At 72.1% G+C, this 22944-nt stretch carries 17 protein-coding genes; 7 read left to right on the top strand and 10 right to left on the bottom strand.

The features are described 5' to 3' along the window. Positions 1-54: 54 nt before the first annotated feature. Complete coding sequence (locus tag AB0G74_RS04235) at positions 55-2718, bottom strand: ATP/GTP-binding protein (RefSeq protein WP_361140501.1); 2664 nt, start codon at positions 2716-2718, stop codon at positions 55-57. 206 nt (positions 2719-2924) lie between these two features. Here AB0G74_RS04235 and AB0G74_RS04230 point away from each other — a divergent pair, with 206 nt between their 5' ends. Together AB0G74_RS04230 and AB0G74_RS04225 are read left to right on the top strand one after the other, a co-directional pair. Further along, entirely contained in the window at positions 2925-3692 is a 768-nt protein-coding gene (locus AB0G74_RS04230; protein WP_361140498.1) for a phytanoyl-CoA dioxygenase, read from the top strand. 13 nt (positions 3693-3705) lie between these two features. After that, positions 3706-4602 carry an AraC family transcriptional regulator gene (locus AB0G74_RS04225; protein WP_361140495.1) on the top strand — a complete coding sequence of 299 codons (897 nt, stop codon included), beginning with the start codon at positions 3706-3708 and terminating at the stop codon, positions 4600-4602. Here AB0G74_RS04225 and AB0G74_RS04220 read toward each other — a convergent pair. From AB0G74_RS04220 to mfd, 4 genes are all read right to left on the bottom strand, one after another. Further along, positions 4599-5078, bottom strand: a complete 480-nt coding sequence (locus tag AB0G74_RS04220; RefSeq protein ID WP_361140492.1) for a hypothetical protein — start codon at positions 5076-5078, stop codon at positions 4599-4601. The genes AB0G74_RS04225 and AB0G74_RS04220 overlap by 4 nt on opposite strands. Positions 5079-5189: 111 nt before the next feature. Beyond that, positions 5190-5696, bottom strand: coding sequence for a VapC toxin family PIN domain ribonuclease (locus AB0G74_RS04215; RefSeq protein ID WP_361140489.1), 507 nt, complete (start codon positions 5694-5696; stop codon positions 5190-5192). Further along, positions 5693-5878, bottom strand: a complete 186-nt coding sequence (locus AB0G74_RS04210; protein WP_361140486.1) for a hypothetical protein — start codon at positions 5876-5878, stop codon at positions 5693-5695. The genes AB0G74_RS04215 and AB0G74_RS04210 overlap by 4 nt, the downstream gene beginning before the upstream one ends. A 150-nt stretch (positions 5879-6028) precedes the next feature. Next, entirely contained in the window at positions 6029-9559 is a 3531-nt protein-coding gene (gene mfd, locus AB0G74_RS04205; RefSeq protein ID WP_361140484.1) for a transcription-repair coupling factor, read from the bottom strand. Positions 9560-9926: 367 nt separating this feature from the next. On the opposite strand from mfd, the gene AB0G74_RS04200 reads away from it, so the two are divergent. The 3 genes from AB0G74_RS04200 to AB0G74_RS04190 all read left to right on the top strand — a co-directional run bounded on the left by AB0G74_RS04200 (position 9927) and on the right by AB0G74_RS04190 (position 11854). Next, positions 9927-10703: a DUF6232 family protein gene (locus AB0G74_RS04200; RefSeq protein WP_361140482.1), complete on the top strand. Its 777-nt coding sequence runs from the start codon at positions 9927-9929 to the stop codon at positions 10701-10703. 233 nt (positions 10704-10936) lie between these two features. Next, the gene (locus AB0G74_RS04195; protein WP_361140480.1) at positions 10937-11512 is read left to right on the top strand and encodes a DUF6232 family protein; all 576 of its coding nucleotides are present in this window, start codon (positions 10937-10939) and stop codon (positions 11510-11512) included. Continuing rightward, positions 11513-11854 carry a hypothetical protein gene (locus AB0G74_RS04190; RefSeq protein WP_361140479.1) on the top strand — a complete coding sequence of 114 codons (342 nt, stop codon included), beginning with the start codon at positions 11513-11515 and terminating at the stop codon, positions 11852-11854. A gap of 135 nt (positions 11855-11989) precedes the next feature. Here AB0G74_RS04190 and AB0G74_RS04185 read toward each other — a convergent pair whose 3' ends face one another. The 5 genes from AB0G74_RS04185 to AB0G74_RS04165 form a co-directional block, all read right to left on the bottom strand. Then, positions 11990-14563: an FtsX-like permease family protein gene (locus tag AB0G74_RS04185; protein ID WP_361140477.1), complete on the bottom strand. Its 2574-nt coding sequence runs from the start codon at positions 14561-14563 to the stop codon at positions 11990-11992. After that, entirely contained in the window at positions 14560-15345 is a 786-nt protein-coding gene (locus AB0G74_RS04180) for an ABC transporter ATP-binding protein (protein ID WP_358825887.1), read from the bottom strand. The genes AB0G74_RS04185 and AB0G74_RS04180 overlap by 4 nt, the downstream gene beginning before the upstream one ends. An 869-nt stretch (positions 15346-16214) precedes the next feature. Continuing rightward, on the bottom strand, positions 16215-17216 hold the full coding sequence (locus tag AB0G74_RS04175; RefSeq protein ID WP_361140474.1) for a cellulose-binding protein: 1002 nt from the start codon (positions 17214-17216) through the stop codon (positions 16215-16217). Positions 17217-17365: 149 nt separating this feature from the next. Continuing rightward, positions 17366-19780: an SUKH-4 family immunity protein gene (locus AB0G74_RS04170; protein WP_361140472.1), complete on the bottom strand. Its 2415-nt coding sequence runs from the start codon at positions 19778-19780 to the stop codon at positions 17366-17368. A 7-nt stretch (positions 19781-19787) separates the two neighbouring features. Further along, positions 19788-20813, bottom strand: coding sequence for an SMI1/KNR4 family protein (locus AB0G74_RS04165; RefSeq protein WP_361140469.1), 1026 nt, complete (start codon positions 20811-20813; stop codon positions 19788-19790). 316 nt (positions 20814-21129) lie between these two features. Between AB0G74_RS04165 and AB0G74_RS04160 the strand changes: the two genes are divergently transcribed. Then, entirely contained in the window at positions 21130-21645 is a 516-nt protein-coding gene (locus AB0G74_RS04160; RefSeq protein WP_361140466.1) for a YwqJ-related putative deaminase, read from the top strand. Between the two features lie 10 nt (positions 21646-21655). Beyond that, complete coding sequence (locus AB0G74_RS04155; RefSeq protein WP_361140463.1) at positions 21656-22168, top strand: SUKH-3 domain-containing protein; 513 nt, start codon at positions 21656-21658, stop codon at positions 22166-22168. The last annotated feature ends 776 nt before the right edge of the window (positions 22169-22944 follow it).

Here is a 22944-nt window from a genome sequence, read left to right as displayed (position 1 = left end):
ATCACCGCCGGGACCGGGACCGGCGGGGCCGCTCTCCTCGGCGCACGCCACCGTTCATTCCCCGCTGATCGCGGCGGCTTCCCGACGCCGATCATCGACAAGAGCCGTCCAGCGTGCCCGGACCTGGGCCTGCCCGTCCAGCCATTGTGCGAGCGGGAGGTCTTCGGGGGGTGTCTCCCCCGCCATGAGGTGGGCGAGTTCGAGGAGGTAGGCGAACTCCTCGCCACGGACGCAGGCGCGCAGCCTGCCCCGGGCCTCAGCCCGCAGGGGCGCCGAGTCGAGGGCCGTCGCGTGCAGGCATTCGGCGAAGCGGACGTACGCCACCGAGGACGTCAGGCCCGCCTCGTGGGCCTGGCGGGCGACGTCGTCGGCGCGCTCCGGCAGGTCCGGCGCGATGCCCGCGTCGCGGACGAGGGCGGCGATCCGGGTCTGGACCTCCGCCCAGCGGATCGAGACCTGTCCCAGCATCTCCTCCGCGCGGGCGATCTGTTCCGCCGCGCGCGGCCGGTCCTGGAAGGCGGCGGCGAAGGCGAGGCATGCCTGGGAGAGCGCCGCTTCGCCGGGCTGGCCGGCCGTCAGGGCCTCGTCGCGGCTGGTGGCGTAGGAGGAGCAGGCCAGGGCCGCGTTGCCCTGGCTCCACCACAGGTCGCCCAGGACCCGGTCGCGGCGGCCCTCGGTGCCCAGATTCTCCGCCGCCGTACGGACCTGCGGGAAGCGGCCCACCCGGCGGGCGAGATGGGCGAGCCCCCGGGCGGCCGTGGGGGCGAGTCGTCCGCCCAGGTCGACCACCCGGCGCATACCGGTCAGGGAGCCGTCGAAGCGGCCGAGGTCGCGCTCGCACTCGGCGAGGAAGTACAGCGGGAGTTCGACGAGCGCGTCCGGGAGCAGTCCGGAGTCCAGTACCGCGCGCAGTTGCTCCGCCGTCCGGCCCCGGTGCTGCCGCTGCCGCGTCGCGATCGCGTTCAGCGCGGCGGCCAGGGCTTCGACGGGGCTTTCCGCCCCGGGCCCGTCGTTCCCCGTCTCCGCCGGGGAGGCCGGGATCTCCAGCGGCTCCCACACGAAGTCCTCGACGTACCGGAATGCCGCGTCCGCGAGCCAGCCGAGGTCGAGGGAGTAGTCCCGGGCGAGCCGCATGCCCTGGCGGAGCGCCGCCACCAGACGCGTACGGTCCCCGGTCGCCTCGTGCTCCAGGGCGTCGAAGGCGCGCTGTGCGGCCCGGCGCCAGTCGGCGTCGCTCCAGCGGTCCTCTCCCGTGGAGTCGGCCTCCCGGACCGCGTCGCGGACGAGTTCGTGTACCCGGTGGGGCCAGGGCGCGCCGGGGTCCGTGTCCACGAAGGGCCGCTCGACCAGTTGCAGGGCCGGGGCGTCGTGGTCGAGTCCGGCGGCGGCGGTGGCCAGCCGGAGCGAGAAGGCGTCGAAGAGGCTCACCGCCCGCAGGACCTGCCGTACGTCCGGGGTGAGATCGCGGAAGGTGCGGGTGACCAGGGCCGGGAAGTCGAGATTGAACTCGTCGGGTTCCGGCGCGCGCCCGTGGTGCCGGTACAGGTCGAGGAAGCGCATCACCGCCAGGTCCAGATAGAGCGGCAGCCCGTGGGAGTTCGCGGTGACCAGATGCCGGGTCCGCGAGTCCATCAGCGGCTGCCCGGCGACGGTGAGCCGTTCGCAGAGATAGGTCTCGCAGTCCTCGGCCGAGAGATAGCCGACGGTGTGCTGCCGGGGTTCGCCGGTCGCCCCGCCGACGAGCAGGGGCCAGTAGCGTTGACCGGCCCAGTCCAGCTGGCCCTCCAGCTTCGCGTCGTCCCACTGGAGCCGGTTGCGGCCGGTCACCACGAACAGCGCGTTGGGCATCAGCCAGACCATCCGCTGGATCAGGCGTTCCAGATCGCGATGGGTACGGCCGCCGACGTCCTCGAAGGTGTCCAGTAACACCACGAGCGTGCCCCGCCGCTTGGCCGGGACCCGGCTGAGGTCCCAGGCGAGCAGATGGGCGTAGTAGCTCAACGCCTCCAGATCGGGCTCGGCCTCCAGGAGATCGGCCAGGCGGCGGCACTCCGCCAGGCCCCGGACCTGGTGCCGGTGCTCCCGCAGCGCCTGGACGAGGACGCCGAACCCCTGGCCCAGGATCGAGCCGACCGTGCCCGGCATCGCCACGGCCTGGGCGACGTCGGCGAGTGCGGACTGCATCTGCCCGGAGAGCGACTGGGAGCCGGGGAAGCGGCTGAACCAGGTGCGGCGCCGCAGATACTCGTCGATCGGCTCGCCGGGATGGTTCCGCTCCCAGTACCGCTGGAAGGCGAGATCGAACGTCGGCATGGGGTGCCCCAGCTCGGCCGCGCCGAGCCGTACCGCGAGCATCACGGACTCGAAGTCCCCGCCGGAGTCCCGGGACAGATCGACCCGGACCGGGACCACCCGGCCGAGGTCTGGATCGAGGTCGGGCCAGTCGCCCCGGTGTCCCTCACCGCCCACCAGATGTTCGGCGATCCCGCGCGACAAGGTGGACTTGCCGATGCCGCCGACTCCGTAGAAGACGAGCACATTGCGCCGCGCGGCCTCCAGATCCTCCACGTCGAAGCCGGGGTCGTCGACCCGTTCCCGGTGGCCCGCCAGAGCCGCCGCGACCGTCAGCCATTCGTCCCGCCGGTCGGCGAAGTAGTCGACCGCGTTCACCTCACGGTCGTTGGACCGGAAGAGTGCCCGTAAATCCGACCGCGTCACACGGCCCCCTGACTCGGTTGATGTGATGACCCCGGCTCGGTGGCGCCGGGAGGACCAAGTCAAGCAGGAGTCGGCGCTACGGGACACATGCCGGGGGGCGCACGCACCCCCGTGGGCCGCGCACTGCGGAACTCCTCGGGGCGCCCGACAAAAGCGGTACGGGGATTGTCGGGTGCCGGGACCGGGTGGCGGCGGAGCATGGCCGTATGGACGACACGATCTTGGTCTCCCGGTTTCTCCGCGACGGCTTCGTGAAGCTCGCCGGGGCCGTCGCGCCACGGGTGGCCGCCGACTGCGCGCGGCTGCTGTGGCGGGAGACGGGGTGCGAACCGGACGAGCCCGCGACCTGGACGCGGCCCGTGCACTGGATACCCGGGATGGCTCAGGGGCCGTTCGCCGCCGCCCCCAACTCACCCGGGCTTCATCACGCGTACGACCTGCTCGTCGGCGCGGGGCGCTGGGAGCCGCGCTATTCGCTGGGGACGTTTCCGCTGCGCTTTCCGCACGAGGAGGAGCCGGACGACGCGGGGTGGCACATCGAGGGGAGCTATCTGCCGGAGGGCGAGAGCTGGTACTTCACCGATCTCCGCTCCCGGGACCGGGCGCTGCTGATGCTCTTCCTCTTCTCGGAGGTCGGGGAGGCGGACGCGCCCACCCGGATCCGGGTCGGCTCGCATCTCGATGTGCCGAAGGTGCTGGAGAAGTACGGGGAGTACGGGGCGAGCGGCCTCGTACTCGGGCCCGAGGTGGCGGCGGCGTCCGCGCACCGGCCGGTCGCGCTCGCCACCGGGGCGCCGGGCGATGTGTATCTGTGCCATCCGTTTCTGGTGCACGCGGCGCAGGCGCATCACGGCGTACGGCCCCGTTTTCTGGCGCAGCCGCCGCTGCTGCCCGCCGTACCGTACGAGCTGGAACGGGCCGACGGCGCGTACTCGCCGGTGGAAATCGCGATCCGGCGCGGTCTGGGGCGGTAGGAGGGAGACCGGGGTGCTGGAGCGGCTGAACCGGGCCATGGAACATATCGAGGACCGTCTCGACTCGCCCCTCGACGTGGCGGAGCTGGCCCGGATCGCCGCCACATCGGAACATCATCTGCGGCGGATGTTCTCCGCCCTCGCGGGCATGCCGCTGTCGGAGTACGTACGGCGGCGCAGGCTGACCGTCGCGGGGGCCGAGGTGCTGGCGGGGCGGGCGACGCTGCTGGAGATCGCGGTCCGCTACGGGTACGGCTCCGGCGAGGCGTTCGCGCGGGCGTTCCGGGCGATGCACGGCGTCGGACCGGGCGAAGCCCGCCGTACCGGCGCCGCCCTCGCGTCGCAGTCCCGGATGGCCTTCCGGCTCACCGTCGAGGGGCGGAGCAGTATGCGGTACCGCGTCGTGGAGAAGGCGGACTTCCGCGTCGTCGGGTTCAGGGCCCGGGTTCCGCTGGTCCACAGCGGGCCCAATCAGGCGATCATCGACTTCGTACGCGGTATCGACACGGATGTCCTGGCGGAGCTGAAGGCACTGTCGGACCAGGAGCCGTACGGGATCGTCGCGGTCTGCGACGGGCTGGATCCCGGCCGCGCGGAAGGTACCGAACTCGATTACCACCACGGCGTGATCACCTCGGCCCCCGCGCCGGAGGGGCTGACCGTACTCGCCGTCCCGGCCGGTGCCTGGGCCGTCTTCACGACCACGGGCCCGGCGCCGGGGGCCGTCCAGGAGCTGTGGCGGGACGTCTTCACGGAGTGGTTCCCGTCGACTCCGTACCGCAGCCGGATCGGCCCCGAGATCCTGCGCGTCCGGCTGTCGCCGGACGGGACCGGGGCGGCGTCGGCCGGGACCGCCGGAACGGTGCTGGCCGACGCCGAGTTGTGGCTGCCGGTGGAGCCGGACCGTTAGCCGCTCAGAACTTCCCACAACTGGCGGTCGATGTCGTGGCAGTGCCAGGACAGGACCTCCTCGTTGACGTCCAGGCAGTGCTTGACCCCGTCGTACAGGAAGTAGATCTTGACGACCTGGCCCGGGGTGAGCGACCCGTCGACCCTGAGCCGAGAGGTGAAGTTGCCGCAGCTTCCGGCCTCCACCTCCGCCCCTTCGAGGGAGTAGATGTTCAGACACGCCTGATGGTCCACATTCTTGAACTGGACCTGGTTGTCCCCGGGCCACAGCAGCTCGAACCGCTGGTCCGAGTAGCCCACGCACTGGTAGACCCCGACGTGTTTGCCGTAGTTCGAGTGGAAGTACAGGCACTTGTCCTGGGAGACGCTTCTCAGTCTGATGATCTGGCCCTGGGCCTGGGCGGTACCGGGTGTTGTGACCAGTGCCAGGCCGAATGAGATCAGGGTGGCCGCCACGACGCGCAGTCTGGCTCGCATGAACAACGTCCTTCGGTGAGCTGGGAGCCCCCCTCGCGTCGACGGTGTCACCGTGCCGGACGGGCCGCGATACGGCCTGGCCCGTTGGAGCGATCCGGCCGCCCGCCCGGGTCAGTCGTCCAGGAGTCGGCGCAGCAGGCCGCGCCTGCGGTTGGTGTTCGGGTCGGGGGCCGGGCGCGGTGGGCGGGGCGCCTCGATCCTGATCATGGGGATGCCGGGGCACACCTGGTCGATGACCTCGAAGCGGGCGTCGGTGTGGAGGACGGTCAGACCGTGGTCCCGGGCGGTGAGCACGGTGACGACCTCCATCAGGGAAGGCGCCTGCCGTACGCCGAGCGCGCCCAGTCGCTTCAGTACGTCGGTGGCCTCGGGCTGGCGGTCGAAGTGCTTCATCGGGACCGATCCGAAGGCCCGGTCGAGCGCCAGGTGGAGCGGTGTCGGGTCCACTCCGGGGCGTCGGCCGTGCCGGAGTTCGGCGTGGGCGACGGGGCAGATGGTGACGAGCCCTTCGGCGACCCGGGCGGGCCAGGGGTCGGGGACCGTACCGAACAGCAGGCGCCACAGCACCGACGTGTGGGCGAGATAGCGGGGCGCGGCGGCCCGCTCGACGGGTGTCATCGGCGCAGGTCCTCACGGTCGGCGAGGGCCCCGGAGTCGAGGTAGTGGCCCGCGTGTTCCTGAAGCCAGCGCAGCGCTTCGGCCCGGTCGGCCGGGTCGGCGGACGGCAGGACGTGCTCCATGCCGCCGCCCCTGGCGCGCTCGCCGGGCGGCTCGTTCCGCCGCTGCCCGAATCCGAACATCGCTCGTCCACCCCCGTCGCACGCCCCGCGGCGGACCGCTGTCCGCGCGGCCGCCCTGCCCTGGCCCCGCCAGTAGATCACGGACGGGGGCGGGACCGGTGGGGCGGGACCGGGGCGGCCGAGCGGGCCCATCGCCCCGGGCGGTCGCCGCTACCCGCCGAGGATCGTCGTCAGGAACTCGCCCGTCCACGACAGGAGTTCCCGGCCCACGACCGGCTTGCCGCCGATCTTGCCCGTGGTGGGGCGGGGCACCAGGATCTGGTTGGTCGCCGGCTTGATCACCGTACGGGGGTAGAGCCGGTTGAGCCGGAGCTGCTGCGACTCCCGCAACTCCACCGGCGCGAACCGGATGTTGTTGCCCTGGAGGACGATCTCCGCGACCCCGGACGCCCGGGCCAGCATCCGCAGCCCGGCGACCAGCAGCAGGTTCTCCACCGGCTCGGGCAGTTTGCCGTAGCGGTCGGTCAGCTCCTCGCGGACCGCCTTGATGTCGTCCTCCGAGTTGGCGGACGCGATCGAGCGGTACGCCTGGAGCCGCAGCCGCTCGCCGGGCGCGTAGTCGTGCGGGACGTGCGCGTCGACCGGGAGTTCGATCTTGACCTCCAGCGGGGGCTCCTCCTCCGGGCCGCCCTCGACGGAGGCGCGGTAGTCCGCGACCGCCTCGCCGACCATCCGGACGTAGAGGTCGAAGCCGACGCCCGCGATATGGCCGGACTGCTCGCCGCCGAGGAGATTGCCCGCGCCCCGGATCTCCAGGTCCTTCATGGCGACGTACATGCCCGCGCCCATCTCGGTGTGCTGGGCGATGGTCGCGAGGCGTTCGTGCGCGGTCTCGGTGAGCGGCTTCTCGGGCGGGTAGAGGAAGTACGCGTACCCCCGCTCCCGGCCCCGGCCGACCCGGCCGCGGAGCTGGTGGAGCTGGGAGAGGCCGAAGTTGTCGCCGCGCTCCACGATCAGGGTGTTGGCGTTGGAGATGTCGATCCCGGACTCCACGATCGTGGTGGAGACCAGGACGTCGAACTTCTTCTCCCAGAAGTCGACCACGACCTGTTCCAGGACGCTCTCCGACATCTGGCCGTGGGCGGTGGCGATCCGCGCCTCGGGGACGATCTCCCGCAGCCGGGCCGCCGCCCGGTCGATCGATTCGACCCGGTTGTGGATGTAGAAGACCTGGCCCTCGCGGAGGAGTTCGCGGCGGATCGCGGCGCCGATCTGCTTCTCCTCGTACGGTCCGACGAAGGTGAGGACGGGGTGCCGTTCCTCCGGCGGGGTGGTGATCGTGGACATCTCGCGGATGCCGGTGACCGCCATCTCCAGGGTCCGGGGGATCGGCGTCGCCGACATCGTCAGTACGTCGACATTGGCCCGCAGCTTCTTCAGCTGCTCCTTGTGCTCGACGCCGAACCGCTGCTCCTCGTCGACGATGACCAGGCCGAGGTCCTTGAACTTGGTCTCGGACGAGAACAGCCGGTGGGTGCCGATGACGACGTCGACCGCGCCGTCCCGCAGTCCTTCGAGGGTCGCCTTGGCGTCCGTGTCGGACTGGAAGCGGGAGAGCGCCCGGACGTTGACGGGGAACTGCGAGTACCGCTCCGAGAACGTGCCGAAGTGCTGCTGCACCAGCAGGGTCGTGGGGACGAGGACCGCGACCTGCTTGCCGTCCTGGACCGCCTTGAACGCCGCCCGTACCGCGATCTCCGTCTTGCCGTAGCCGACGTCGCCGCAGATCAGCCGGTCCATCGGGACCGACTTCTCCATGTCCTCCTTCACCTCGGCGATGGTGGAGAGCTGGTCGGGCGTCTCGGCGTACGGGAAGGCGTCCTCCAGCTCCCGCTGCCACGGGGTGTCCGGGCCGAAGGTGTGGCCGGGGGCCGCCATCCGGGCCGAGTAGAGCCGGATCAGGTCGGCCGCGATCTCCTTGACCGCCTTCTTGGCCCGCGCCTTGGTCTTGGTCCAGTCGGCGCCGCCGAGCCGGTGCAGGGTGGGGGCCTCGCCGCCGACGTACTTGGTGATCTGCTCCAGCTGGTCGGTCGGGATGTAGAGCCGGTCGCCGGGCTGGCCGCGCTTGGCGGGGGCGTACTCGACCACCAGGTACTCACGGGTCGCGCCCTGCACCGTCCGCTGCACCATTTCGATGTAGCGGCCCACGCCGTGCTGCTCGTGGACGATGTAGTCCCCGGTCTCCAGCGTCAGCGGATCGATCGTCTTACGGCGCCGGGTCGGCATCCGGCGGCCGTCCTTGCCCGCCGCCTTCTGGCCGGTCAGGTCGGTCTCGGTGAGGACGGCGAGCTTCAGACCGGGGTCGGTGAAGCCGAAGTCGATCGCGCCCGTCGCCACATGGACCACGGACGGGGAGATCTCGCCCAGCTCGGCTTCGAGCCGCGCCGGTACGCCCTCGCCGCCCAGCACCTCGACGGTCCTGGCCGCCGGGCCGTGCGCCTCGGTGACGAAGACCGTACGCCAGCCGTCCGCCAGCCAGCCCTTGGTGTCGGCCAGCGCGCGGGCGGTGTCGCCCCGGTACGACTCCGGGGCGTGCATCCCCAGCTTGAGGGTGTCGGCGGACAGCTCCTCGTCGGCCGCGAACGGCGCCACCGACCACCACATCATGCCCAGCTCACGGGCCCGGTCGCGGACGTCCGCGATGCCCCACAGGGACGCGGCGCCGACATCGATGGGGGCCTCGCCGCCGCCCGCGGTCGCCGCCCACGAAGCCTGGAGGAACTCCTGCGAGGTGGCCACCAGATCCGCCGCGCGGGTACGGACCCGTTCCGGGTCGCAGACCACGGCCATCGAACCGGCCGGGAGCACGTCCAGCAGCAGCTCCATATCGTCGACCAGGACGGGCGCCAGGGACTCCATGCCCTCCACCGCGATCCCCTCGGCGATCTTGCCGAGGAGTTCGCCCAGCTCGGGATGGGCCTCGGCGAGGGACGCCGCCCGCTCCCGCACCTGGGGCGTCAGCAGCAGCTCACGGCAGGGCGGCGCCCACAGACCGTGCTCGGCGACCTCCAGCGACCGCTGGTCGGCGATCTTGAAGTAGCGGATCTCCTCCACGTCGTCGCCCCAGAACTCCACCCGCAAGGGGTGCTCCTCGGTGGGCGGGAAGACATCGAGGATGCCGCCGCGGACCGCGAACTCGCCCCGCTTCTCGACCAGCTCCACCCGGGCGTATGCGGCGGCGGCCAGCGCGTCCACGATCTCGTTCAGGTCGGCCTGCTGCCCGGTCCGCAGCGCCACGGGAACCAGCTCGCCCAGGCCCTTGACCTGCGGCTGGAGTACGGACCTGATGGGCGCGACGACCACCGACACGGGACCGGCCGCCGGGTCGTCGGCCGACGGGTGGGCCAGCCTGCGCAGGATCGCGAGCCGACGGCCCACGGTGTCGGACCGGGGCGAAAGACGCTCGTGGGGCAGGGTCTCCCAGGCCGGGTACTCGGCGACCGTGTCCTCCGGCAGCAGCGACCGCAGCGCCGCCGCCAGATCCTCCGCCTCCCGGCCCGTCGCGGTCACCGCGAGCACGGTCCGCCCGGCGTCCCTGGCCAGCGCCGCCACGGCGAAGGGCCGCGCCGCGGGCGGACCCACCAGATCCACATGCATCCGTCCCGCGGACCGGGCGGCCTCGACGGCCTCGGCGAGTGCGGGATCACGTACGACTGCGTCCAGCAGACCGTGCAGGCTCATGAAAGACGTTCCATCCCGGTGATGCGATCCGACGGGTACGGGCAGCGCCGCGGCCACAACGGGCAACGCGAACGACCCGGCACGTGCGACGGGCCGGGGTGTCCCCAGCCTACGCCCGCCCGGAGGGCGCCGCTCGCCCGGCGAGAGGGCGGGGGAAGGGCCGCGCCGCCGGGTGACCGGGCCCCCTTCGGCCCCGTAGGCCCCTTGGGTCCCGGGCGCCCCACATCCCGGCGGGCACCCCGGCGGGGGCCTCGCCGACCCGCCGGACACGGCTCCGTCAAAGACCGGAACGCCTCATTGCGCGCCCCGGACGGCGGCGGGTTAATGGACTCTCCGCGGCCGTGCCGCCGTTCGCATGGGGGAGCAGATGCCGACACCCGATCCGCCCGGGCAGCCCCCCGGGATCCCGTCCGAGATCCCGCCCGAACCCGCCTTCCCGCCGACGGTGAGGGACGAGCGCGTGGTGTCCGAAGCCGTACCGCCCGCCACCGCCGCCCCGGGCCCGTCGGCCCCGGCCCCGGCGGCGGAACCGGCCCCGGCCCCGGCCCCGGCCCCGGATGATTCCCAGCAGTGGCCCGACGGCTTCGACCGCGTCCCCGCCCGGCGGCGGAACCGCAAGCACGGCGGGGTCGCCGTACAGGTCACCAGAAGGCTCCTCTTCCTCGGCGACTCCACCTATCCGCTGCAACACGTCTCCCGGGTCCGGACCGTCGTCGTGGAACCCGACCGCTGGGTACCGGCCGGGCGGTTTCTGACCTGGCTCGGGCTCTGCGTGGCGGCGGTACTGCTGATCTTCCGGGACGGCAGGGCCACCGGAGGTGAGGAGCTGCTGCTCCTGGCCGCGCTCGTGACCGCCTGCGTCGCGGTCCACCACGGCGTCCGGACGGTCGTCGCCCTCTTCGCCAAGGCGCGCTATCTGCTGATCGTCGAGACGACCGGGGCACCGAAGGCGGTGATCCCCGGCCGGAAGCCGGAGCAGATGCGCGATATCCGGCTGCGGATCCTGCACGCCATCGACGAGCCGGACACCGAATTCCGGATGACGGTGGAGACGCTGGTGATCGGCGATCCGAAGATGTACCACATCAGCAACGAGGTCAACATGCTCGACGGTACGGGAAACAAGGGCGTCGTCATCTCCTGACCGCCCGGTCCGGCTCCGGGCGCTCCCAAACCGAATTCCGAGTACGGGCCACGCCCCGGACTGGTACCGTCCAGCCTCTCCTCACCCTCGGGGGAACCATGTCATTACCCGATCCACCCCAGGATCCACCGGCCCAACAACCCTGGCGGATCCCCCCGCGGCAACCCGCGGGAGACCCGACGGGCGGACAGCCCGCTCCGCTCAAGGCTCCGCCCGAGCCCAGCGCCCCGCCCGTGCCGACCAGACCGGCCCACGCGCCGCCGGGCGGCAACACTGTGAACATCCGGGTCACCAGGCGACTGCTCTGGGTCGACCAAGCCGTCTACCCGCTGGCGAACATCACCCGGGTCCATACCTCGACCTTCCACCCCAACCGCTGGCGGGCGTTCGTCAGCTGCGTGAAGGTCGTGGGAGCGACCGTCGCGGTGACCTTGGTCCTCGCCCTGCTCAGCGCCGTCGCCTCGGGCGTCGACTCCGACAGCGGCTCCTCGGACTTCTTCGGACTGGTCGGAGCTGTGACCTCCGTCATCGCGATCTTCGCGATCATCAAGATGCTGATCGTGATGTTCTCCCCCAGCTACCCGATCCTGGTGATCGAGACCAGCGGCCCGCCGGCCGTGCTGATTCCCGGCACCGACCGCGCCGCCCTCCAGGAGATCACCCTCCAGATCTCCCGGTCCCTGGAGAATCCCGATATCGAACTCACCCTGAAAGTCCAGAGCCTGACCATCGGCAATACCAGCAACTACCACTACGGCGACACGGTCAATATGTTCGGCGGCGAGCGGAATACGGGAGTGAGCAGATAAATGACCGGCAACAACCATCACAACACCGTCAATATGCACGGCGGTACGGGAAATACCGGAATCAGCTACACGTCCCGGGAGGCCGCCCCGGCGTCCGCCGCCGGGCTGGAGGAGGCCGTACGGGAGCTGACCCGGCTCCTCCTGGAGCTGCGGGACGGGGTGCCCGACGCCGCCGCGCGGACCATCGACGACGCGCTGCCCGCCGTCGCCGCCCCCGAGGCCGATCCACAGACCCGGCGGAACGCGGTGGCGGCGATCGCCGGAGTGGCCGCGATCGCCGGGGATCTCGGCGCCCCGGTATTCGCCCTGGCCCAGCAGATCCTTCAGATGCTCGGCGGCTGATCCACCCCGCCGCACGGAAGACCCCGCCGCACGGAAAACCCGAGGGCCCGGCCCGAGCGAAATCCGCTCGGACCGGGCCCGTACGGCTCCGGAGTCGTACCCCCGGAACCCTGACCGGGGCCGTGACCGTGCCCGTCAGTCGGACGCGATCGCGTTGAGGACGTTCATCCGGCCCGCGCGGAACGCGGGGACCAGCGCCGCGAAGAGACCGACGAAGGCCGAACCGATGAAGACCGTGATGATCGTCGGCCAGGGGATCTCCAGCACCCGCAGCCCCTCCAGGGCCAGCAGCTTCTGCGCCGCCGTACCCCAGCCCATGCCAAGGCCGAGGCCGAGCAGGGCGCCGAAGAGGGCGATGACCACGGACTCCAGCCGGATCATCCGGCGGAGCTGGCGCCGGGAGAGACCGATGGCCCGCATCAGACCGATCTCCCGGGTCCGCTCCACCACCGACAGCGCCAGGGTGTTCACCACACCGAGGATCGCCACGATGATCGCCAGGCCCAGCAGACCGTAGACGATGTTCAGCAGCTGGCCGATCTGGTCCTTCAGATCCTTCTTGAAGTCGGTCTGGTTCGACGCCTTGTACTGCGGATACGGCTCCAGCGTCGTCTTCAGCGCCTCGTACGCGGCCTTCTCCTGGCCGTCCTTCGCGGAGGCGAAGACCATCAGGTTCTGCGGGATCTTGTCGGCGGGCAGATACTTCTGCGCGGTGGCCGTGCTGGTGATCATCACGCCCTGTTCCATGGCGCTGTCGTCCGAGGTGATCGCCTTGACCTCGAGCTTCGCCGTCTGCCCGCCCGTGAACTCGACCGTCAGCTCGGAGCCCAGCTTCACCCCGTGCTTCTCCGCGTACTCCTCGCCGACCGAGATGGAGTCGGCGGCGTAGACGTCCGCCTGCTCGCCGCGGACCGTCTCCTTGCGGAAGTCCTTCGCGTACGACGGGTCGGTGGCGACGATCGTCACCTTGGCCGAGCTGCCGTCCGGGGCGGTGATCTTGGTGCGGATGTCGCGGTACTGGGTGATGTAGTCGATGCCCTCGGTCTCCCGGATCGCCTCCAGCGCCTTCGGCACGACCAGCTGGCCCGACCTCGACTGGATGACGTAGTCCGCGCCCACCGTCTTGTCCAGCTCCTCCGACGCCGAGGCGACCATCGAGGAGCCGACCACCGACAGACACGCCACCAGGGCCAGACCGATCATCAGCGCGGCGCCGGTGGCGCCCGTACGGCGCGGATTGCGCAGCGCGTTCCGCTCCGCCATCCGGCCGACCGGCCCGAACGCCCGCAGCACCACGACACTGAGGAGCCGTACCACCACATTCGCCAGCAGCGGGCCGATCACGATGAAGCCGAGCAGGGAGAGCAGCACCCCGACACCCAGCAGCATCGAACCCTCGGTCGCCTTCTCCGCCTCGGTCGTGGCGACCAGGGCGACGGCGCCGCCCGCCGTGAGCAGCAGGCCCACCACGGCCCGGATCCAGCCCGACTTGGCGTCGGTGGGCGCGCCGACCTCGCGGAGCGCCGCCATCGGGGAGATCTTGCTGGCGCGGCGGGCCGGGATGTACGCGGCCAGCACCGTCACCACGACACCCAGGACCACGCCCACGACCGGGGTCGTCCACTTCACCGTCAGATCTCCGGTGGAGAGCTTCATGCCCATGGTGCCCATGAGTTCCATCAGCCCGACGGCCAGACCCACACCCGCCGCGACGCCGAGGGCGGAGCCGACCACACCGAGGATGATGGCCTCGATCAGCACCGAACGGTTGACCTGCTTGCGGCTGGAGCCGATGGCCCGCATCAGACCGATCTCGCGGGTCCGCTGGGCGACCAGCATCGAGAAGGTGTTGACGATCAGGAAGATCCCGACGAGCAGGGCGATCCCGGCGAAGCCGAGCATCGCGTACTTCATCACGTCCAGGAACGAGCCGACTTCCTCCCGGCCCGCGTCGGCCGACTCGGCGGCCGTCTTCATGTCGTACCCGGCGCCGCCGATCACGGCCGCGATGTTCTTCTCCAGCTGGGCGTCCGGGACACCCGGCTTCCCCGTCACCGCGATCTGGGTGAACCGGTCCGGGCCGCCGAGCAGCTTGGTCTGAGCCGTCTTCGTCTCGAAGACGACGACGGCGGCGCCCGGGTTCGTGACCCGGAAGGCGATGATCCCGGAGATGGTGGTGGTGAAGTCGCCGTCCACGGTGATCGTGCGCAGCCGGTCGCCGATCTTCAGCTTCTTCTTCTCGGCGGTGTCCGCGTCGACCATCGACTCCGACGGGCCGCGCGGCGCCCGGCCCGAGCTGATGTCGAAGGTCTTGAGGTCCATCTCGGTCCAGTTGCCCGCGATGGTGGGGGCGCCGGTCGAGGCCCCGATGTTCTTGTTGTCCTTGTCGACGATGGTGACCGAAGCGCTGGTCACCGTACCGATGGCGGACTTGACGCCCTCGACGCCCGCGGTCTTCGTCACCAGCGACGCGGGCAGCGTCTCCGGGCGGCCGGTGGCGGGCCGGTCCTCGTCCTCGATCTCCTTCGGGGAGACGGTGACATCCGGCGACGTGACGGCGAACAGCTTCTCGAAGGTGGTGTTCATGGTGTCGGTGAACACCAGCGTGCCGCAGACGAACGCCACGGACAGCAGGACGGCGATCGCGGAGAGCGCCATCCGGCCCTTGTGGGCGAAGAAGTTGCGGAACGAGGTCTTGAAGGTCGTCACGACGTACGCCCCCGGGCGTCGAAGTCCTTCATCCGGTCCAGCACGGCCTCGGCGGTGGGCCGGAACATCTGGTCCACGATCCGGCCGTCCGCGAGATACAGCACCCGGTCCGAGTACGACGCCGCGACCGGGTCATGCGTGACGATCACGATCGTCTGCCCCAGCTCGTCCACCGAACGGCGCAGGAAGCTCAGGACCTCCGCGCCCGCGCGGGAATCGAGATTGCCCGTCGGCTCGTCCCCGAAGATGATCTCCGGCCGCGCGGCGAGCGCCCTGGCCACCGCGACCCGCTGCTGCTGACCGCCGGAGAGCTGCGTCGGCCGGTGCTTCAGCCGCCCCGCGAGCCCCACCGTCTCCACCACCCGGTTCAGCCAGGCCCCGTCCGGCTTACGGCCCGCGATATCCATCGGGAGCGTGATGTTCTCCAGCGCGTTGAGCGTCGGCAGCAGATTGAACGCCTGGAAGATAAAGCCGATCCGGTCCCGGCGGAGCTGCGTCAGCTTCTTGTCCTTCAGCCGGGTGATCTCCGTATCGTCCAGATAGATCTCACCCGACGTGACGGTGTCCAGACCGGCCAGGCAGTGCATCAGAGTCGACTTGCCGGACCCCGACGGGCCCATGATCGCGGTGAACTGCCCCCGGGCGATGTCCACATCGACCTGGTCGAGCGCGACGACCCGGGTCTCCCCCGAGCCGTACGCCTTCACGATCTGCCGTCCGCGAGCGGCGACGGCTGTGCGTCCTCCGGTGGACCCGGGCGGAATGGTCGTAGCCGTTGTCACGGGGTCTCCTCAGTGCCTTGGTGAGCGGTCTGCGGTGTCTGCGGCTTCGCTCTGCGCAGGTGCCTACAGCCGAAAATTCTGTCCGCCGGGAGGCGTCGGCGCGCTGGGGCGGGTCACCGTCTTGGTGCGGGGGTTTACCCCACCCCCGAGGGGGTGGGCGTCCCCGGCCTCCCAGGAACACGCTAGGAAAAGGAGGGGGTGGGCCGCCTCGTCCGCGCGAACGAGTGGGGGTCTGCCTGATCTAAGGAGATGCCCTGAGGGGCCCTCCACCCGTGGGTGGAGACGTTCTCTCATACTCCCTAGTGGGCGAGGAGGCGGCAGCCACGTGACGGGCTCCGCCGGGCGGCCGGGTGTTGTACCCGGGCCGCGCCCGGCAGCCTGATGTTGTCAGCGGTCCGCACCACCGTCGTGGCTGTTCGCGCAGTTCCGCCCCCTATGCCTTCGGCAATGGGGGGACCCCCAGCGCCTTGGCCCTCCGGGTGAGGCCCACAAACCCGGGCCGCGCCCGGCGACCTGATCTTGTTCGCGGCCTGCGGACCGTGGCTGGCTGGTCGCGCAGTTCCCCGCGCCCCTGGTTGCCCTCCTGAACGCCCTCCGAAAGAGGCAGGCCCCTCTCACCGGAGGCGAGGCCCTTTTCAGGAGCGGCGCTGGGGAGAGCATTTAGGGGCGCGGGGAACTGCGCGAACGGCCACGGCTGGGCCGCAGGCCGCCGACAACATCAGGCGGCCGGGCGCGGCCCGGGTCTTTCGGCGACCCGTGGAGGACCAAGGCGCTGGGGGTCCCCCCATCACCTATGGCATAGGGGGCGGAACTGCGCCACCAGCCGCAGGCGGGGCGCAGGGCGCGGACCCGTAGCGGGAGGCGGGGGGTCAGGGGGTTTCTTCGGCGGCGAGGGAGTCGTGGAGGAGTTGGAGCGGCGCCATCGTTTCCGCGCGGGCCGCCGCATGGGTCTCCAGGACGCGGTCCGTTTCGCGCGCCACCGCCTCCGCCTCTTCGCGCGCGGCCGCGAGGACCGTCTCGGCGCGGGCCGCCGCCGCCTCGTCGACGCGGCGGGTGTGTTCCTCCGCCGCCGCCATTTCGCGTTCGGCTTCGCGCAGCAGCGCCGCCGCGCGCCCTTCCGCGCCCGCCCGGAGTTCGTCCGCCGCCCCGGTCCGGCGTTCCGCGTCGCGTTCGACTTCGGCCCAGCGGGCGGCTTGTTCGGATTCCAGGGCGGCGAGCATGTCCTCGGCGCGGCGGCGCATGCCGTCCCAGACGACGGTGGCCTCGGCGCGGTAGGCGCCCGCGTCGCGGCGGGCGTCCATGAGGAGGCGGCCGCCCGCGACCCGGGCGGAGGTGACGAGGCGCCGGGTGTGTTCCTCGGCGTCGGCGAGGGCGGCGCCCGCCGCCGCGCCCGACTCCTCGGTGAGCCGCCGGGCCTCGGTGTCCGCGTGGGCGGCGTCGTCGCGGGCGGCGTCGCGGGCGCTGGTGCGGATGTGGTCGGCGGTCTCCCAGGCGGTGGCGAGGAGCTGGCGGGCCGGGGCGCCGAGGGATTCGTACGTCTGGGGTCCGAGTCCTTCGACCGCTTCCTTCAGCCGGGCGGCCTCCGCCGTCATCTCCTTGGCGAGGACGGTGAGTCTGGCGGCCCGCTCCCATGCCTGGTCGCGTTCGCGGGAGAGTGCGGCGAGCCGGTCGTGGACCTGGTCGGCGCGGTAGCCGCGGCGTACGACGATGAAGCCGGACTCGGGCCCGGACATCCCGTCGTGCGGTCCGTCGTGCGGTCCGTCGGGGCCGTGATCGGGAAGCGCCGTGGACGACGGTACGGGCCCGGGGTCGGCGGCGGTCGGTTCGGGTGCTGCGGCGACGGTCATCTCGCGGGCCCCTTCGTCTTCCATGACCGGATGACATGACGAACAGTGCTCATATCATCCGTGATGCGGAGGAAGCGGCCGGTGGGCGACACACCCGGTAGGCGCCTGAAAAGCAGACGAACGGGGCGCCGGTTCTTCCGAACCGACGCCCCGGACGATGTTCTGAGCCGCTGTTACAACAATCCGTCCCACATCTGTTCGAGGAGTACGGACCACCAGCTCTCCGGCGAGGCCAGCGCCGCCGGGTCGAGGGCGGCGAGATAGCCCTGGAAGTCGACGGTCCAGCGGCCCGCCTGTTCGGGTGTGAGCCCGTACCGCAGTCGCCACATCTGGCCGAGCAGGGCCAGGCAGCGCAGGAACTCGGGCAGCCCGGTATTGACGAACTGCGGGGTCGTGGGCGCCCCGCCGGGACCGGCCTCGATGGGGACGGCGACGATGTTGGCGGTGCCGTACTGCACACAGATCGCCCGGCCGAAGTCACTGCCGACGACCAGGTACGAGGAGGCGTCGGCGGCGGCCTGGACCTGCCGCTGGGCGGCGAGTTCGGCCAGCGTCGGAATCACGGGCTGGGCGGGCTGGGCCCAGAAGAACGGGTTGAAGTCCCCGGGCAGACCCGCGTAGACGAGGGTCGCGGCGACCACGTCGGGGACGCCCTGCCGGGAGACGGCCCGCTGGTCGAAGCGGAGGATGCCCTGCGGCCCGAAGGCGTTGAGGAGTTCCTGCGCGACGCCCTGCGGCGGTACCGGCGGCGCGGGCTGGACCTGCGGCAGCGGTACCCGGACCGGGGCGGGCCTGGCGGGGCCGTCGGCGACCTGGTGCAGCTCGCCCTGGTGGGTGATGAGCTGCCGCATGCCGTCCTGGCGTCCGGCGTGGTCGCGGCCGTACGGCGCGATGCTGGTGATCCGCGCCTGCGGCCACTGCTCGCGGATCATCCGGGCGCAGTAGCCGCCGGGCAGCTCGCACGACTCCAGTTCGGTGTGGAGGCCCAGCACCTGGTCGGAGGGGATGTTCATGGCCCGCAGCTCGTGGAAGATCTGCCACTCGGGGTGGGGCGTACCGGGTGCGCTGCGGCGGATGATCTGCGCCTCGGAGCCGTCGGGCGCGCGGTAGCGCAGTACGGCCTGGTAGCCGGGGCCGACGGTGGGCACGCCCGACTGCTGGGGGTAGCCGTACGCGGCCGGCGCCCCGGGCCCGCCGACCGGCGGCGGGGGGCCGGGCGGGGCGGGCGGACCGGAGTGGGGGCGCGGTGCGCCACCGGACGAGGGTACGCCGGGGGGTCCCGGCGGCGGGGGCGTGGCACCGGGCGGCGGGGGCGCGCCGGGGCCGAGCGGGTTGGGCCCGGCGAGCATGGTCGCCGCGTGGTGCACCTGGTTCGGCGGGCTCGGGGGTCCGGGCGGGCCGGGGGGCGCGGGCGGGCCGGGTGCCGGGGTGGGCTCGGGGCCGACCTGGGAGACGAGTTGCGTCGGTACGTAGCCGATTCCGCCGGTCCCACCGGTCCCGCCGGGTACGCCGGGGGGTGCGGGCGGGCCGGGCGGTGGCGGGGTCGGCGGAGTCGTTGACGGGTTGGGCCTGCGCGGCGGCGGGGCCTTCGCGGTGGCCGCGTCGGCGATATCGGCGGCCCCGGACGGCGGGCCGGCCGCCACCGGCGGCAGCGGGCCCGGCCCCGGCGGGGGCGAGGCGGGCGGGGGCGTCGCGCCGACGGGCGGCGGGGGCGTCGGCGCGGGCGGGGCGAACGGCGGCGGGGTCGCGCCCTGCGGGGGCGCCACGGGTGCCGGTGCCCGCGGCGGCGCGGGTACGGGCGCCGCGGGCGCGGGGCGCAGCGCGCCCTCCACGGCCGTCGGCGGCAGCCGGCTGCCGCCGTCCATCAACGCGGTCGGCAGATCGGCGTCCGCCGCGACGGGTTCCCTGGCGGCGGGTGCTTCGAGCACGGTCAGGGGCAGCGGTACGGAGCCGTCGTCGGCTCCGGCGGCCGTACCGTGGCTGGGTGTGGGCCAGGCGCCGTCGGCGGGCTCGGCATCGGCCGGAGGCGCGTCCTCCGGTTCGGCGTCACGGGGCGGTACGGCATCCCGCGGTTCGGCGTCACGCGGCGGTACGGCGTCCTCGGGGACGGCATCGGCCGGAACCGCGTCCCGCGGCCCGGCCTCACCCGTATCGACAGCGCCGGTATCGGTATCGGTACCGGTGTCGGTACCGGTGTCGGTACCGGTGTCGTCCCCCCGCCGGTTCGCCGCCTCCTGCAACCACTCCGGCGGAGTGATCAGGAACGACGTCTGATGGAGGTCGATCCGCTTCGGCTTCTCGGGCGCGGCGGGCGCCGGGGCACCGGCGGAGCCGCCGTACTCCTCCTCGTACCGCCGGATGACCTCGCCCACGGGCAGCCCCGGCCAGAGCGTGGCCTCGCCGCCCTCGCGGGCGATCACCAGCCGCTGCGTACCACCGCCGGAACGGACACCGCCCTCGCGGTCCTCCGCCCAGACCACGAACCCCAGGCCGAACTCCCGGACCCGCACCTCACGATGCTGGTACGCGGGCAGCTCGCCGTTGATCCACTCCTCGGCGCGCTCCTGCGCCTGCGCGAAAGTCACCATCGCCGTGTCACTCCCCATCCGGCGCGTCGGTCACGGGTACGGGACGGGCGAAGCCGCCCTCGACCATCAGCCCCGCGACGGTGTCCAGCTCCGGCGGATTGCCCGCCAGCCGCCCGAGGAAACCGTCGAAGTCGTCGCCGCAGGGCAGCAGCAGGGCCTCCGCCCGCTCCTGGGCGGACCAGCCATCCCGGTCCCGGACGTCGTCATAGGAACAGAACCAGACGGAACCGGTCGAATCACCCCGGACCTTCACCGCCAGCAGGCCGCCCTGGACATAGCCGACGCCCAGGTAGTCCTTGGTGAGATGGTCCCGCAGACACTTGTTGGCATAGACCAGATCGTCCACGGCGGCCTCGTCCCGGACCGTGAAGAACGGCTGGTCCACCAGCAGCCCCAGCCGGGGATCGAGCGCGGCGCCGACCGGCGCGCAGCCGCCCGCGGCCTTCAGGAAGTCGCGGTAGGCACCGGGCAGCCGGTAGCCGAGGTCCTCCTCCACACCGAGAAGTTGCGGCTCGGTGACGGCCAGCCCCCGCCGGGGCAGCCCGATATGGGCGGGCCAGGCCTCCTGGAGCGGACGGGTACCGCGTTTGCCCTGGTCGGCCGCCGCGGTGGCGAGACCGCCGTGATGCCGCAGCAGGGCCTTCACCTCCACCGGGACCAGCTCCACCCGGCGGGTGCCCCGGACGTGATGCCAGGTCCAGCCGTGCGGAGTGGCGACCTGGGGCAGGGACTCCCACAGCTCATGGCCGTCGGCGTGCAGGGCCGCGTTGGCCGAGACGTAGTCCGTGAGGCGCAGTTCGTCGATGCCGAAGCCCTCGGGCGGCTCGGCGATCTCGGCGGCGGCACGGGCGTACGGCGAGAAGTCCGGGTAGCCGTCGGCGTCCACCCGCACCCCACGGGGGTGGCGGGCGGCCCGGACCGGATCCGGGAAGTGCACGACCTGACCGGCGTAGGCCGCGTTCGGCGGCCCGGCGGGCGGCTGGACACCGGCACCGGGAGGCGGGGCTCCCAGCCCCTGCCGACCTGTCGTCATGGGTTCTGCCCCCTGCTGGCTACTGACTGTTCGGGACAGCCTATGCGGTGGGGTGAGCGCCGTCGCCCGGGCACTTCCCCGCCCGAACCGGGGCCGGGCGCCGCCGGAGCGCCCCGTGTCCGCGCCGCCGCGCGCCGTATTCGTACGCCCCTTCCCGGCATCCCCCGAAGGGCCCCCGATGCTCACCAAGTGTCACGACCGAGTGACCGAACGCCGACGGGAAGACACGTTTTTTCGCCCCAGCTTCCCCAGAAAGCACAGCGTTTGGCAGGCTGTTCCCGCCCGGGGGGAGTGCAGGGGAGGGGACAACAGCACCATGCACACAGCGCAACCACGTACACAGAGCGACACGGGTGATCCCCGTCTCAGCTGGAGCAGCGACGAGGCGACCCGCCCGCCGACGCTCGGCCACCGCCGCGACGGCATCCTGCCCACGGTCGCGGCGGCGCTCTCCGTACGCGGAACCGTCCACACCTCCACCGCCGCCAAAGCCGACCGGCCACCGGCCCTCCACCCCCTCGTCCAGGACTTCCTCGCCACCCTCACCAGCGGCGACCGCGAACGGTTCACCGGCCGCTGCGCGGAAGCCCTCGTCCTCTCCCGGCACCTCACCACCGCCGACGGCAACCGCTCCAAACGGGCCCAACGCAGACCCATGACCTACGGCGAAGCCAAACGCGCCCTCAAAGGCGCCAAACTGACGGCCCGCCGGATCCGGGAGGACGGCGACCCGCTGCACGGCGGCTACGCGCCGCCCTGCCGCTCCTGCACCGCCATGCTCGACCACTTCGGCGTCCGCGCCGTCGACCCCGGCGCACCCGAGAACGGCTGACCGCATCCCCATGTCCTCCACACCCGCCACCCCCGAAAACCTCAGCACCACCCGCTTCCCCGTCGGCGTCGACGCCGCCCTCCGCGAAGCGGGCTGGCGGCCCGGCCGCTGGGACATCAAACTCGCCGAACACTGGGCCGACATACTCCGCGCCCACACCTCCCCCGGCGGACACCGGCACGCCGTCTTCCCCGCGGCCGTCGAGAGCTGGGCGGAATTCGGCGGACTCCGCGTCACGGCACTCGAAACCGGACGCCAGATCGCACCACCCGAACTGCGAATAGACCCGCTGTACGGACTCCACCTCGCCCGCACCCTCGCGGACCTCGGCCGCGCCCTCGACACGGAACTCGCCCCCCTCGGCGTCGAAGGCGACGACCAGGCGGTCCTCGCGATCGACACGACGGGCCGGGTGTTCAGCGTCGACCACACCGGCGACTGGTACGTCGGCGCGACCCTCGACGCGGCCCTCACCCACCTCCTCCTCGGCCGCACCCCCCACCGCCTCACCGCCTCCCGCTAGGGGCCCGCCACTCACCGGGCCGCGCCCCCTGGTGTTGTCCGCGGCCCGCCGGTGCCTTCGGGTGCGGGGCCCCCAGCGCCTCGGCCCTCCGGGTGAGGCCCACAACCCGGGTCTCGCCCGGCGCCCTGCTGTTGTTCGCGGCCTGCGGACCGCCTGTGGCTGTTCGCGCAGTTCCCCGCGCCCCTGGTTGCCCTCCTCATCGCCCTTGGGAAGGGGGGCGCCCTCCGGGCGGGATGGAGAGTGCTTCCTCCGGAGGAGTTCCGGCCGCACCACCGTCGTGGCTGGTCGCGCAGTTCCGCCCCCTATGCCTTCGGCAATGGGGGGACCCCCAGCGCCTTGGCTCTCCAGGTGAGGTCTACAGCCCCGGGCCGCGCCCGGTGGCCTGGTGTTGTTCGCGGCCTGCGGACCGCCTGTGGCTGGTCGCGCAGTTCCCCGCGCCCCTAAATGCTCTCCCTCGCACCGGCCCTGAAATGGGTCCGGCCCCGGGAGAAAGGGCTGGGCCCTTTCCGAGGGGTCCCGGCCCCGGGATGAAGGGCGGGGCCCTTTCGGAGGGCGGCAACGGAGGTAACCAGGGGCGCGGGGAACTGCGCGAGCAACCAGCCACCGGGCAGCGGGTGGACCAACCACATCAGGTGGCAATCACCCCTCCCCGGGACGGGCTCCGGCACCAGGGGACAAGTTCAGTCGGCGTGGTCGGGGGGTGCAGGGTCGCCCCCTGGGGGTCCCCCCAAAGGCAGCTTTGGGGGAGGATGGCGGAAAAGACCGGGTCTGCCTCC

Origin of the sequence: Streptomyces sp. NPDC020875, assembly GCF_040641415.1 — a bacterium.
GTDB lineage: Bacteria > Actinomycetota > Actinomycetes > Streptomycetales > Streptomycetaceae > Streptomyces.
This window is presented reverse-complemented; position numbering and strand designations above follow the sequence as displayed.